Raw genomic sequence first — 13,859 nt, 5'->3', positions numbered from 1 at the left:
GACTCCTCAGCGCGGGTTCTGGTCAGGGACGGTTTGTTCGGCCAGCGCGACGGCGCGGAACATGGCGCGACGCTTGTTCAGGGTTTCTTCCCACTCCAGCGCCGGCACCGAGTCGGCGACGATGCCGGCGCCAGCCTGCACATGCAGTTCGCCGTCCTTGATCACCGCGGTGCGGATGGCGATGGCGGTGTCCATGTTGCCGTTCCAGGCCAGGTAACCGACGGCGCCGCCGTAGACGCCACGCTTGACCGGCTCCAGTTCGTCGATGATTTCCATGGCGCGAATCTTCGGCGCCCCGGACAGGGTGCCGGCCGGCAGGATCGCCCGCAGCGCATCCATGGCGCTCAAGCCAGGCTTCAGCTGGCCGGTGACGTTGGAGACGATGTGCATGACGTTGGAATAACGCTCGATCACCATCTTCTCGGTGAGTTTGACCGAGCCGGTGCTGGCCACCCGACCGACGTCGTTGCGGCCCAGATCGATCAGCATCAGGTGTTCGGCGACTTCCTTGGCATCCGCGAGCAGATCCTGCTCCAGGGCCAGATCGGCCTCTTCGTTGGCGCCGCGCGGACGGGTGCCGGCGATGGGCCGCACCGTGACCAGGCCGTCCTCGAGACGCACCAGCACCTCGGGCGAGCTACCGACCACATGGAAGTCGCCGAAATTGAAGAAGTACATATAAGGCGTCGGGTTGATGCAGCGCAGCGCCCGGTACAGGTCGATCGGTGCGGCCTTGAACGGAATCGACATGCGCTGGGAAATCACCACCTGCATGCAGTCGCCGGCGAGGATGTACTCCTTGATCGCCTTGACCGAGCGCTCGTAGTCGTCGCGGCTGAAGCTGGAGCGGAACACCGGCTCGGCACCAGGCGGGGCATTCAGGTCGACGCCCAGGCGCGGGGTGATCGGCTGGCGCAGCTTGCACAGGATCTCCTGCAGGCGTGCCTGGCCTTGTTCCAGCGCGCCCTCCTCGGCCGGATCGGCGAGGACGATGGCGTGCATCTTGCCGGCCAGGTTGTCGAACACCACCACCGCGTCGGACACCATCAGCAGGATATCCGGGGTACCCAGCGGGTCGGGATTGCTCCCCGCCGCCAGCTTCGGCTCGACGTAACGCACGCTGTCGTAACCGAAGTAACCGACCAGGCCGCCATTGAAGCGCGGCAGTCCGGGCAGGGTCGGCACCCGGTAGCGCGCCTGGAACTGCTCGACGAAGGCCAGTGGGTCGGCGCACTCGTGGCGCTCCACCTCCACACCATCGACGCTGATGCTGACGCTGTGGCCATAGGCGCGCAGCACGGTGCGCGCCGGCAGGCCGATAATCGAGTAACGCCCCCATTTCTCGCCACCCTGGACCGATTCCAGCAGGTAGCTGTTGGCCTCATCGGCCAGTTTCAGGTAGATCGACAACGGGGTGTCGAAATCGACCAGGGTTTCATAGGCAAGCGGAATGCGGTTATAGCCGGCAGCGGCTAAACGCAGGAATTCTTCGCGGGTCATATCAGCCTCGTGGCTTGAGGGTAAATCGGTCGTGTGCAAACGCGCCGCTTAAGCGGCCAAGATCAGGTCAGAGGCGCCAGCGCCAACGGGCCAGGGCCTTGATGATTTTCATACCGGTTCTTGCGGACCAGCGCGTGCAGGTAACCACCACGGAGCTCTCTTAGGCAGGAGTAAAGACTGGCAACACTAGCGCAGCCGCCAGACCTAAGCAACTCGCCCCGCGCGGCTTAGCCGGCAACCAGCAGCTGGCGCAAATCATCCAGCACCCGCAGCGGGCCCTCTTCGGCGATCGGCCGACCGTGGTTGTAGCCGTAACTCAGCGCTACGCAAGGCACACCGGCAGCCTTGGCCGCCAGCACGTCATTGCGCGAATCGCCGATAAACAGCGCCTGCTGCGCCTCGACTCGCGCCAGTTGCAGTACATGCAGCAAGGCCGCCGGGTCAGGCTTCTGCTGGGGCAGGGTGTCGCCGCCGATGATCCAGCGGAAATAACTACCCAGGCCCTTGTCATCCAGCAGCGGCGCGACGAAGCGCTCCGGTTTGTTGGTGATAATTGCCATCTCGACCTGTTGTGCGCGGAGCCAGTCGAGGGTTTCCCGTACGCCCGGATAAATCCGGGTCAAGGCGTGCCCCTCGGCATAGGCCTGCATGAACAGTTCGAGCGCCTGCTCGGCGTAGCCATCGTCGATATGTTCGTGTTGCAGGCCACCGGCCAGGGCGCGGCGCACCAGCACCCGCGCACCATTGCCGACCCAGTCGCGCACCTGCTCGACTCCGGCCGCCGGCTGCCCGAGCTGGAGCAGGCTCTTGTCCACCGCAGCCGCCAGATCCGGCACCGAATCGACCAGGGTGCCGTCCAGGTCGAACATCACCAGGCGAGGCAACTCGCCTTGAAACAGCTTATGCAGTGCGGTCACCCGCGCACCTGGGCCAGCTCGGCACGCATGGCATCAATCACGCTTTTATAGTCCGGCTGGCTGAAGATCGCCGATCCGGCAACGAAGGTGTCCGCACCGGCGGTAGCGATCTCGCGAATGTTCTGCAGGTTGACTCCGCCGTCGATCTCCAGGCGGATCTCGCGACCGCTGGCGTCGATCAGCGCGCGCGCCTCGCGCAGTTTGTCGAGGGTGCCGGGGATGAACTTCTGCCCGCCGAAGCCCGGGTTGACGCTCATCAGCAGAATCATGTCGACCTTGTCCAGCACGTGCTTGAGCACGTCCAGCGGGGTAGCCGGGTTGAACACCAGGCCGGCCTTGCAACCGCCGGCCTTGATCAGCTGCAGGGAACGGTCGACATGCTCGCTGGCTTCCGGGTGGAAGGTGATATAGCTGGCGCCGGCTTCGATGAAGTCGCCAATGATGCGGTCCACCGGCTTGACCATCAGGTGTGCGTCGATCGGCGCGGTGATGCCGTACTTGCGCAGCGCCGCGCAGACCATCGGGCCAATGGTCAGGTTGGGCACATAGTGGTTATCCATCACATCGAAGTGCACGATGTCGGCACCCGCGGCGAGCACCTTGTCCACTTCCTCGCCCAGGCGGGCGAAATCGGCAGAGAGGATCGACGGGGCGATGGCGAAGGGTTGCATGGCGCACCTCAGTGGCATTCACGAAAGTGGCGCATTGTACCCGAGCGAATCGCGACCTGCCGCTTGCACGATAGTCGGCCCCCATAACAACAAGACCCGCCGAGGCGGGCCTTGTTTATCACGCTAACGCTCGATCAAGCCAGTTCGTCGAAGCACTCTTCGATGATCGCCAGGCCCTTGTCCAGCAGGACATCTTCGGCAGTCAGCGGCACCAGCACCCGCAACACGTTGCCGTAGGTGCCGCAGGACAGCAGGATCAGCCCCTTGTCGCGCGCCTTGGCGACAATCTGGCCGGTCAGGGCGGCATTCGGTTTGTGCAGATCGCCGCCCTCGCACAGCTCCATGGCGATCATCGCGCCGAGGGCGCGCACCTCGCCAATGCTCTTGTGCTTGGCCTGGATGGCTTTAAGACCGCTGACCAGCCGCTTGCCGACTGCCTTGCAGCGCTCCAGCAGCTGCTCTTCCTCGAACACCTGCATCACCGCCAGTGCCGCGGCGCAGGCAATCGGGCTACCGGCGTAGGTGCCGCCCAGGCCACCTGGGGCGATGGCGTCCATGTATTCGGCCTTGCCGCACACGCCCGCCACCGGGAAACCGCCGGCGATGGACTTGGCGAAGGTGGTCAGGTCGGCGGCGACGCCCATCTGTTCCATGGCGAAGAAGGTGCCGGTACGCCCGGCGCCGGTCTGCACTTCGTCGGCGATCAACAGGATGCCGTGCTGATCGCAGAGGCCGCGCAAACGCTGCATGAATTCTTTCGGCGCAATATAGAAGCCGCCCTCACCCTGCACCGGCTCGATGATGATCGCGGCGATATCGCGCGGCTCGGCGTCGTTCTTGAAGATCCGTTCGATGCTGGCGATGGCGTCATCCGTGCTGACCCCGTGCAACTCGCACGGGTACTGGGCACGGAACACGCCGCCGGGCATCAGGCCCATGCCGGCCGAGTAAGGCGCGACCTTGCCGGTCAGCGAGAGGGTCATCATGGTGCGGCCGTGGTAGCCGCCGGTGAAGGCAATCACCCCGGCACGGCCGGTGGCGGCGCGGGCAATCTTCACCGCGTTCTCCACCGCTTCGGAGCCGGTGGTGACCAGCAGGGTCTTCTTGGCGAAGTCGCCCGGCACCTTGGCGTTGATCTTCTCGCACAGCTCGACATAGGGCTCGTAGGCCAGCACCTGGAAGCAGGTGTGGGTCAGCTTGGTCAGCTGCTGCTGCACCGCGGCGATGACTTTCGGGTGCAGGTGGCCGGTGTTGAGCACCGCGATGCCGCCGGCGAAGTCGATGAACTCGCGGCCTTCGACGTCGATGACCGTGGCGTTTTCGGCGCGGTCGGCGAAGATCGGGTGGATCTGGCCCACGCCGCGGGGGACGGCGGCGGTGCGGCGTTGCATCAGGGATTCGTTGGTCTTGCTCATAATGTCCTCATTCGCCGGGTAGATACGGCGTGGTTCAAGGATGTGTCACCGATGGCGGCCTGACAGTATTCGATGATCGACTGCCGCAGCGCACCCGGCGCACAGGTATGTCCATATAAAAACAGAAGGCGCAACGCTCTCGTGCGCCCCTGCGGGATTACATCGCCGGGTTAGATACCCAGACACAGGTATTTGATCTCCAGGTACTCATCGAGGCCGTACTTCGAGCCCTCACGGCCCAGGCCCGAAGACTTCATGCCGCCGAACGGCGCCACTTCGGTGGAGATCACCCCGGTGTTGATGCCGACCATGCCGTACTCCAGGGCCTCGGCCACGCGGAACACCCGGCCAAGGTCGCGGGCGTAGAAGTAGGCGGCCAGGCCGAATTCGGTGTCGTTGGCCTGACGAATCACCTCGGCCTCGTCGCTGAAGCGGAACAGCGGCGCCAGTGGACCGAAGGTTTCCTCGCGCGCCACCGCCATCTCGGCGGTCACGCCACTGACGATGGTTGGCTCGAAGAAGTTGCCGCCCAGGCGGTTGCCGCCGGCGACCAGGGTGGCGCCCTTTTCCAGGGCATCGGCCAGGTGACGCTCGACCTTGGCTACCGCCTCGGCGTTGATCAGCGGCCCGGTGGTGATGCCCTCAAGCATGCCGTCGCCGACCTTGAGCTTGGCCACTGCCGCCTGCAATTTGCTGGCGAAGGCATCAAAGACGCTGTCCTGCACATACAGGCGATTGGCGCAGACGCAGGTCTGCCCGGCGTTACGGTACTTGGAGATGATCGCGCCCTCGACTGCCGCATCCAGGTCGGCGTCGTCGAAGACGATAAAGGGCGCGTTGCCGCCCAGCTCCAGCGACAACTTCTTCAGGGTCGGCGCGCACTGCTGCATCAGCTGGATGCCGACTGCGGTCGAACCGGTGAACGACAGCTTGCGCACGATCGGGTTCGCGCACAGCTCGGCGCCGACTTCACGGGAGCTGGCGACATCCGCCGGAATCACGCTGAGCAAGCCGCCAGGAATACCCGCGCGCTCGGCCAGAGCGGCCAGGGCCAGGGCCGAGAACGGCGTCTGCGGCGCCGGCTTGAGCACCATGGCGCAACCTACCGCCAGAGCCGGACCGGCCTTGCGGGTGATCATGGCGCTGGGGAAATTCCACGGCGTGATGGCGGCGGTGACGCCCACCGGCTCCTTCTGCACCAGGATGCGCTTGTCGGCGGCATGGGCGGGGATCACATCGCCGTAGGCGCGCTTGGCTTCCTCGGCGAACCACTCGATAAAGGAGGCAGCATAGGCGATCTCGCCACGGGCCTCGGCCAGCGGCTTGCCCTGTTCGGCGGTCATGATCCGCGCCAGGTCTTCCTGGTTGGCCATGATCAGGCCGAACCACTGACGCAGACGATTGGCGCGCTCCTTGGCGGTCAGCGCGCGCCAGGCTGGCTGGGCGGCTTGCGCGGCTTCGATGGCGCGACGGGTTTCGGCACGGCCCATATTGGGCACGCTGCCGATCTTTTCAGCGTTGGCCGGATTGAAAATCTCGGTCCGCGCGCCGCTGTCGGCCTCGCACCACTGGCCGTTCACATAGGCCTGCTGACGCAGCAGGCTGGGGTCCTTCAACTCAAGGCTCATGCGGGCTCTCTTGGTTTCTTGGCGATCAGGTGGGTTGCTCGGTACGCAGTTTCTCGCTGCGCCCGCGCAGCCATTCCAGGGTCAGCAACAGCAGGATGGAAAAGCCGATCAGCAGGGTCGCTGCTGCGGCGATGGTCGGGCTGAGGTTTTCGCGGATACCGGCGAACATCTGCCGCGGCAGGGTGACTTGCTCCGGGCCGGCGAGGAACAGGGCCACCACCACTTCGTCGAACGAGGTGGCGAAGGCGAACAGCGCGCCGGAAATCATCCCCGGGGCGATCAGCGGCAAGGTCACCCGGCGGAACGCGGTGAGCGGTGAAGCACCGAGACTGGCGGCGGCGCGCACCAGGTTGTAGTTGAAGCCCTGCAGGGTCGCCGACACGGTGATGATTACGAACGGCACGCCGAGCACCGCGTGCACCACAATCAGCGAGATATAGCTGTTACCCAAGCCCAGCGGGGCGAGGAACAGATAGCTGGCCACGCCGACAATCACTACGGGCACCACCATCGGCGAGATCAACAGGCTCATGACCAGGGCTTTGCCGCGGAACTCACCGCGGGTCAAACCAATCGCTGCCAGCGTGCCCAACACCATGGCAATCACGGTGGCCGCAGGGGCAATGATCAAGCTGTTTTTCAGGGCGCGCATCCATCCGGCAGACTCGAAAAAGTCTTGATACCACTGCAAGGAAAAGCCCTGCAGTGGGTAGATCAGGAAACTGCCGGAGTTGAATGACAGCGGAATGATCACCAGCACCGGCAGGATCAGAAACAGCAGTACCAGTGCGCAGATGCTGCGCAGGGTGTAATGCCAGACGCGTTCGATCGGCGACATATAAGGGCTTAACATCTCGACTCTCTCCTTAACTCAAGCGCAGGCGGCTTGCGCCTACCAGCCAGCTGTACACCACGTAGAGGATCAGGGTCGCGAGCAGCAGTAGACCGCCCAGTGCCGTGGCCATGCCCCAGTTGATGCTGACGTTGGTGTAGAAGGCCACGAAGTAGCTGACCATCTGATCGCTCGGGCTGCCGAGTAGCGCCGGGGTGATGTAGTAGCCAATGGACAGGATGAACACCAGCAAGCACCCAGCGCTGACACCGGCCAGGGTCTGCGGGAAATACACCCGCCAGAAGCTGGCGAACGGATGACAACCGAGTGAGATGGCGGCGCGCATATAGGTCGGCGAGATGCCTTTCATCACGCTGTAAATCGGCAGGATCATGAACGGCAACATGATATGCACCATGGAGATGTAGACCCCGGCGCGGTTGAACACCAGCTGCAGGGGCTCATCGATGATGCCCATGCTGAGCAACGCCCCATTGATCAAGCCGGAGGATTGCAGCAACACGATCCAGGCGGCCACACGCACCAGAATGGAGGTCCAGAACGGCAGCAGCACCAGAATCATCAGCAGGTTGCTCTGCCGGGTTGGCAGGTTGGCCAGCAGGTAGGCCAAGGGATAGGCCAGCAGCAGGCAAATAGCCGTGATCACCAAGCCCATCCAGAAGGTACGGGCAAAGATTTCCAGGTAGATCGCCTGGTCCGGCGAGGCGGGCGCCAGTTCTCCGAGATCGTCGATGCGATGATCCAGGGCCGCCAACAGGTAATAGGGACTGTGGCTGCTGGTATTGCGGCGGATCACCTGCCAATAGGCCGGATCGCCCCAGCGTTCATCCATGTTCTCCAGCGCCTCTTTATAGGACGCCGGCTCGCTCTTGAATGGCAAGGCGCGGGCGGTTTTCATCATCAGGCTGCGATAGCCGGCCTGCTCCATATTCATGCGTTTGGACAGATCGCCAATGGTCTTGTTTTTGCGTGCCTCGGCCAGGTCCAGGCTGATCGCCTGATAGACCGGTTCAGCGGGCAGCGCCTTGCCGTCCCAGTCGGCGATAGCCTCGACGGTGCGCGGCATGGTCTCCACAACCTCGGGATTGCTCACGCTCTTGTAGAGCAGCGCGGCAATCGGCACCAGGAAAACCAGCACGAGAAACAGTACTAGCGGTGCAATCAGCGCCTGAGCTTTCAGGCGATTGACCCGTTCAGCACGCGCCAGGCGTTTCTTCAGGGAGGGGCCGGCGACCTCGGTCAGGGGCACTGCAATGGCCATAGCGAACTCCGAAATTCAGGGGGGAACGCCCCTCGCCGCTACGTGGCGAGGGGCTCTACCGGAATGATGCTTAGTTGCGCGCGGCCCACGCGTTGAAGCGCTGCTCCAGTTGCTCGCCGTAGTCAGCCCAGAAGGTGACGTCGATGGCCACCTGGTTGGCGATGTTTGCCGGCGCGGTCGGCATGTCTTTCAGTCGTGTGGAGTCGAGCAATGCCAGCGCCTGCTTGTTGGCCGGGCCGTAGGCAATATTTTCCGCGAAGGCTTGCTGCTGCTTGGGCTGCAGGCTGAACACGGCAAATTTTTGTGCCGCGCCCAGGTCCTTGGCACCTTTGGGAATGGCCCAGCTATCGAAGTCATAGATGCCGCCGTCCCACACCACCTTCAGGTTGCTTTCGTCCTGAACTGCGGCGATCCGGCCGTTGTAGGCCGAACTCATGACGACGTCGCCGGAGGCGAGGAACTGCGGCGGTTGGGCGCCGGCTTCCCACCACTGGATGCTCGGCTTGATCTGGTCGAGCTTGGCGAACGCGCGATCCTGGCCTTCTTTGGTGGCCAGCACGCCGTAGACATCCTTCGGTGCAACGCCGTCGGCCATCAGGGCGAATTCGAGGGTGTATTTGGCGCCCTTGCGCAGGCCGCGCTTGCCTGGGAATTTCTCGGTATCCCAGAAGTCGGCCCAGCCGCTCGGCGCGGTGCTCAGTTTGTCGGCGTTGTAGGCCAGTACCGTGGACCAGACGAAGAAGCCAACACCACAGGGCTGGATTGCGCCGGGGATGAAGTCGTCGGCGCTGCCGAACTGAGCCGGGTCGAGTTCCTCGAACAGGCCTTCGTCACAGCCGCGCGACAGCTCCGGCGACTCCACCTCCACCAGGTTCCAGGACACGCTATTGGTGTCGACCATGGCCTTCACCTTGGCCATCTCACCGTTGTAGTCACCGGAGATGATTTTGTCGCCCGAGCTCTTTTCCCAGGGCTGATAGAAGGCCTTGATCTGCGCCTGCTTGTTGGCGCCGCCGAAGGCAATCACCGTCAGGTCGGCGGCCATCGCCGAGGCCGTGCAGGTCACTGCCAATGCAAGGGCGGTGAGAGAGAGAATCTTGGTCATTGTTGTTTTCTCCACTGTGCTGGTTTGGGATTACGCGTAAGGATCAGTGAGCCCCTGACAACGGGTCGAGCGCGCGCACGTGCTCAACCTGCCAACCGATGGGCACGACATCGCCGACGGCCAGGGCAGAGTCGAGTTCGGCAATCGGTTGTTTAACGAAAAAATCGCTCTTGCCACAGACTTCCAGGCGCACCCGGACGTGGTCGCCGAGGTAGATGAACTCCGCTACACGACCCGAGAATCGATTGCGGCAGGTTTCGCTGGCACCGTTCAAGCGCACGCGTTCAGGACGGATCGACAGGGTTACCGGCGCGCCTTGCTGGCCGACATTGATCGCCAGCGCCTCGACCTGTTCGCCGCGCTCCAGGCTAACTACGCAGCGATCGCCATCCTGGCTGACCAGTCGACCATTGAGGCGGTTGTTTTCACCGATGAAATTGGCGACGAAGGTGTTATGCGGCTCTTCATAGAGGCTGCGCGGGTCGGCGATCTGCTGAATCTGGCCCTCATGGAACACCGCCACCCGGTCGGACATGGTCAGCGCCTCGCCCTGGTCGTGGGTCACATAGACCACGGTCACGCCCAGGCGTTGATGCAGGTGTTTGATTTCCATCTGCATGTGCTCACGCAACTGCTTGTCCAGGGCGCCCAGGGGTTCATCCATCAGTACCAGCTGCGGTTCGAACACCAGTGCGCGGGCCAGGGCAACGCGCTGTTGCTGGCCGCCGGACAGCTGGCCGGGATAGCGATTGCGGAAATCGTCCAGCTGCACCATCGATAGCGCGCGCTTGACCCGCTCCTTGGTGTCGGTGCGCGACATACCGCGTACCGACAAGGGGAAGGCCAGATTCTCGGCCACTGTCATGTGCGGGAACAGGGCGTAGTTCTGGAACACCATGCCGATATCACGCTTGTGCGGCGGCAGCCGGTTTAGCGAGCGGCCATCGAGGAAGATTTCACCGGCGGTCGGGGTCTCGAAACCGGCCAGCATCATCAGGCTGGTGGTCTTACCCGAACCCGAGGGGCCGAGCAGGGTGAGGAACTCACCCTTGCGGATATCCAGATTGAGATCTTTGACGATCAACAGTTCGCCGTCGTAGCTCTTCTGTACACCGCGAAAACTCACCAACACATCGTTTGCCTGAGACTCGGACATCACCGCACCCTTTGTTGTTGTCTGTACGTCGTTGGATACAGACTAGGCGCAGCGCAGTACTGAAAAAATCGGGCAGGATGACGACCTGGCATCAGATCAACGGAGAGTTTCGTGTAGGCATTGCCCTACAAAAACCGAGGGTACCCGCCAGACAGCGGGCGCTCGGCGCAGTCGGCGAGCGTGTATTCAAAACCTCTCAGACCAGGCGATGCTCCAAGGCATAGCGCACCAGATCGGCCATCGAGTGCACCCCGAGCTTCTGCATCAGACGCGCCTTGTGGGTGCTCACGGTCTTGTTGCTGATCGCCAGATGCAGGGCGATGTCGTTGACCCCTTCGCCACGTGCCAAGCGCTCGAACACCGAGAATTCACGCTCGGAGAGCTGGGCATGGGGCGGTCGCGAATCGGTCAGACCGACCTCGAAGACCATACGATCGGCCAGATCTGGATCGATGTAACGACCACCACCGGCCACCTTGCGGATGGCCGTGATTAGCAAGGCTGGGTCGCTGTCCTTGGTCGCATAACCGGCCGCGCCAACCTTGAGCGCGCGGGCAGCCATCTGCGTTTCGTTGTGCATCGACAGCACCAGGATCGCCGGTCCATTGGCCAGCGCGCGGATCCGCGGAATCGCCTCCAGACCATTGACCCCAGGCATGCTGATATCCAGCAGCACCACGTCGCAGGCAGTCTTGCGCAGGCACTCGAGCAACTGCTCGCCATTGCCGGCCTCGCCCACCACCTCGAGGTCGAGGGCCATGCCGATCAACTGCTTGATGCCTTCACGCACGATGGCGTGGTCTTCAGCCACCATTACTCGAATCACGCCACTGCCTCCTCGGCCACTGCCACTCGTGCGCACAGCGTAGTCCCCTCGCCGGGCTGGCTGTCAATCTGCAACTGGCCGCCGAGCATCAAGACCCGCTCCTGCATGCCGACCAGGCCGAACGACTGCCCCGGCTTGCGCTGCTCGGGCGCGAAGCCTTTGCCGTCGTCGCTGACGCACAGGCATAGCTCGCCGTCCTCCAGACGCAGGCTCACCTGCACGCTGTGTGCGCTGGCGTGGCGCATGATGTTGGTCAGCGCCTCCTGCAGAATGCGAAACAGGCCGATGGCCTTGGCATCGCTGAGCTTCGGCAGGTTCTCCGGCACCTCGACCATGCACGGGATCTGGGTGCGCGCCTCGAAGCGACGGACCTGCCACTCGATGGCCGAGGCGATGCCGGCATCGAGAATGGGCGGACGCAGCGCGGTGGCCACATCGCGCACCAGCTGAAACAGCTGGGCGATCAGGCGTTTCATGTTCTGCAGGCGCTGATCCAGCTCCGGCAACTGGCCGGAGCAGACCAATTCGCACATGGCGGTTTCCAGCTTGAGCACGGTGAGCACCTGGCCCAGCTCGTCGTGCACCTCGCGGGCGATGCGCGCCTTCTCCTCCTCGCGCACGCTCTCCAGATGCGCCGACAGCTCACGCAGATGCGCCCGCGATTCGCCCAGCGCCAGCTCCACCTGCTTGTTCTCGGTGATGTCCCAGACGATCCCATCCCACACCACCCGGCCCTCGTCCAGGCGGCGCGCGGTGGCCTTGATATCGGCCCAGCGCAGCTGTCCGGCGCGGGTGAGAATCCGCCCCTGCCACTGCCAGTCGCTGTCGCCGGCCAGGGCCGCGCCCTGGGTGCGCCGGTAGCTGGCTTGGTCGTCGGGATGCACCAGGCTGCGAATCCCGCGGTCGGCGCGCTGCAACTCGACGGCCGGATAGCCGACCAGCTCGGCACTGGCTTCGCTGATGTAGGCGAACACCACCGCTTGCTCGACGGCGGCACGCTCCAGGCGAAACACCAGGCCGGGTACATTACCGGCGATGCCCTTGAGCCGCGCCTCGCTCTCCTGCAGGGCGGCGCGGGCGCGGCGCCGCTCAGTCACATCGGCGAGGAACACCACCAGGTATTCCGCCCGGTCGAAACGCAGGAAACTCAACGACACGTCCACCGGCAAGCAGCTGCCATCGGCGCGCAGGCACTCGACCTCGAAACCCGGCAAGGCCTCGTCGCTGCTGCGCGCCAGCTTCCACAGGCTCAACCAGCGATCCATAGTCAGGCTCGGTTCCAGGGCTTGTAACGGCCGCTCCACCAGCGCCCCGCTGGCATAGCCGAGCATGTCCTCGGCGGCGCGGTTGGCATAACGCACATGGCTGTCCCAATTGACCCAGAGAATGCCCACGGTGCTGTGGTCGATGGAGAACTGGCTGAGGCGCAGGGCCTGCTCGGCCACCTCGCGCTGACTCAATTCCTGGCGCACACCGAGCAGCCGGCGCTCCAGATCGCGGCGCTGTTGGCGCAGGTGCAGGACGATGGCCGCGGCGCTGAGCAAGGCCAACAGCAGGAGCAGCGCGAGACCCCGCCAGAAAGCCAGGGATTCGCCAATCTGCGGGTATTTCAACGGCAGCCAGCGCTCACGCAGGTGCTCGATCTCGCGTCCGGGCATGGCCTCCAGGGTCCGCTCGACGATTTTCGCCAGCAGCGGTTCGTCGCGCCGACTGGCGATGCGCAGCAACTGCGGCAATCCGATATCGCCGACGATGCTCAGGGCGGCGAACTGCGGCTCGCGCAGCAGCAGACTGAGCCGCGCCTCGTCGACCACCGCGTAGCTGACCTCCTGGCGCAACACGCGCAACAAGCCCACGCGCTCCGAGCTCACCGCCTGCAGCCGCAGGTTGTTGTGGGTCTTGTACAGGTACTCGAACACCGGGCTTGGCTCGCGCACCGCGACCAGTTCATCGTAGCCAAGGCGGTCGAGGTCGACCGCACTGATGCCGCGCTGCGCACCCACCACCAGATGCGGAACCCGCATGTAGGGTACGGAATAGAGCCACAGGCGCAGGCCGTACGGGGTCTGCTGCAGCCCCGGCGCGAGGTCGACCTCGCCGCGGCGCAATGCGCTATCCAGCTCGTCCTGATCGGCGTAGCGCAGCCACACCGGCTCGACGCCCATGCCCAGCAGCACGCGCGTCATCAACTCGACGTTGGCCCCGGAAAGCCGCTGTAGACGGCGGTCGTACAAGGCCCAGGGCGCTTGCATGAGCAGACCTACGCGCAGCTGCCGATGTTCGGCGAGCCAGGCCTGCTGCTCGCCCGTGAAGACTGGGCGCAGGGGCAGCACCGGGTTTTCAGCCCAGGCAAACAGCGGCCATACCAGTAGCAGAAAGAGGATGCGCGACCACATAGGACTGATTGCCAAAATTACGCTGCCAGGGCAGCGGGATAACATTGCGGGAGCGTGAGAATCTCGAGCACCATTGCGAGGCAGTCGCCACGGGCGGGAGTCTTTTCACAAGGGCTCATACCTTACTCCAG

11 protein-coding genes are annotated in these 13,859 nt (G+C 63.9%); all 11 read right to left on the bottom strand.

The features are described 5' to 3' along the window. Nucleotides 1–6: 6 nt before the first annotated feature. On the bottom strand, nt 7–1,500 hold the full coding sequence (gene trpE, locus B2D37_RS20790) for an anthranilate synthase component I (protein ID WP_079204489.1): 1,494 nt from the start codon (nt 1,498–1,500) through the stop codon (nt 7–9). A 227-nt stretch (nt 1,501–1,727) separates the two neighbouring features. Continuing rightward, nucleotides 1,728–2,369 carry a phosphoglycolate phosphatase gene (locus tag B2D37_RS20785; protein ID WP_371915463.1) on the bottom strand — a complete coding sequence of 214 codons (642 nt, stop codon included), beginning with the start codon at nt 2,367–2,369 and terminating at the stop codon, nt 1,728–1,730. Nucleotides 2,370–2,413: 44 nt separating this feature from the next. Further along, a complete protein-coding gene (rpe, locus tag B2D37_RS20780; RefSeq protein WP_079204487.1) occupies nt 2,414–3,088 on the bottom strand; it encodes a ribulose-phosphate 3-epimerase in 675 nt (224 codons plus the stop codon). A 134-nt stretch (nt 3,089–3,222) separates the two neighbouring features. After that, nucleotides 3,223–4,503, bottom strand: a complete 1,281-nt coding sequence (gabT, locus tag B2D37_RS20775) for a 4-aminobutyrate--2-oxoglutarate transaminase (protein WP_079204486.1) — start codon at nt 4,501–4,503, stop codon at nt 3,223–3,225. A gap of 170 nt (nt 4,504–4,673) precedes the next feature. Further along, nucleotides 4,674–6,131 carry an NADP-dependent succinate-semialdehyde dehydrogenase gene (gabD, locus tag B2D37_RS20770; RefSeq protein WP_079204485.1) on the bottom strand — a complete coding sequence of 486 codons (1,458 nt, stop codon included), beginning with the start codon at nt 6,129–6,131 and terminating at the stop codon, nt 4,674–4,676. Between the two features lie 25 nt (nt 6,132–6,156). Continuing rightward, nucleotides 6,157–6,984: an ABC transporter permease gene (locus B2D37_RS20765; protein WP_079204484.1), complete on the bottom strand. Its 828-nt coding sequence runs from the start codon at nt 6,982–6,984 to the stop codon at nt 6,157–6,159. 13 nt (nt 6,985–6,997) lie between these two features. Beyond that, nucleotides 6,998–8,245 (bottom strand): ABC transporter permease, encoded by a 1,248-nt coding sequence (locus B2D37_RS20760; RefSeq protein ID WP_079204483.1) that lies wholly within the window; start codon nt 8,243–8,245, stop codon nt 6,998–7,000. A gap of 70 nt (nt 8,246–8,315) precedes the next feature. Next, nucleotides 8,316–9,350, bottom strand: a complete 1,035-nt coding sequence (locus B2D37_RS20755) for an ABC transporter substrate-binding protein (RefSeq protein WP_079204482.1) — start codon at nt 9,348–9,350, stop codon at nt 8,316–8,318. A 43-nt stretch (nt 9,351–9,393) separates the two neighbouring features. Further along, nucleotides 9,394–10,506, bottom strand: a complete 1,113-nt coding sequence (locus B2D37_RS20750; RefSeq protein ID WP_079204481.1) for an ABC transporter ATP-binding protein — start codon at nt 10,504–10,506, stop codon at nt 9,394–9,396. Between the two features lie 196 nt (nt 10,507–10,702). Next, nucleotides 10,703–11,320 (bottom strand): response regulator transcription factor, encoded by a 618-nt coding sequence (locus B2D37_RS20745; protein WP_177345296.1) that lies wholly within the window; start codon nt 11,318–11,320, stop codon nt 10,703–10,705. Between the two features lie 8 nt (nt 11,321–11,328). After that, the gene (locus B2D37_RS20740; protein WP_079204479.1) at nt 11,329–13,728 is read right to left on the bottom strand and encodes a PAS domain S-box protein; all 2,400 of its coding nucleotides are present in this window, start codon (nt 13,726–13,728) and stop codon (nt 11,329–11,331) included. Nucleotides 13,729–13,859: the final 131 nt, after the last annotated feature.

Origin of the sequence: Pseudomonas sp. CC6-YY-74 (assembly GCF_002025205.1) — a bacterium.
GTDB classification, from domain to species: domain Bacteria; phylum Pseudomonadota; class Gammaproteobacteria; order Pseudomonadales; family Pseudomonadaceae; genus Aquipseudomonas; species Aquipseudomonas paeninsulae.
The sequence above is the reverse complement of the archived record's forward strand: the minus strand, read 5'-3'. Positions and strand labels throughout refer to the sequence as shown.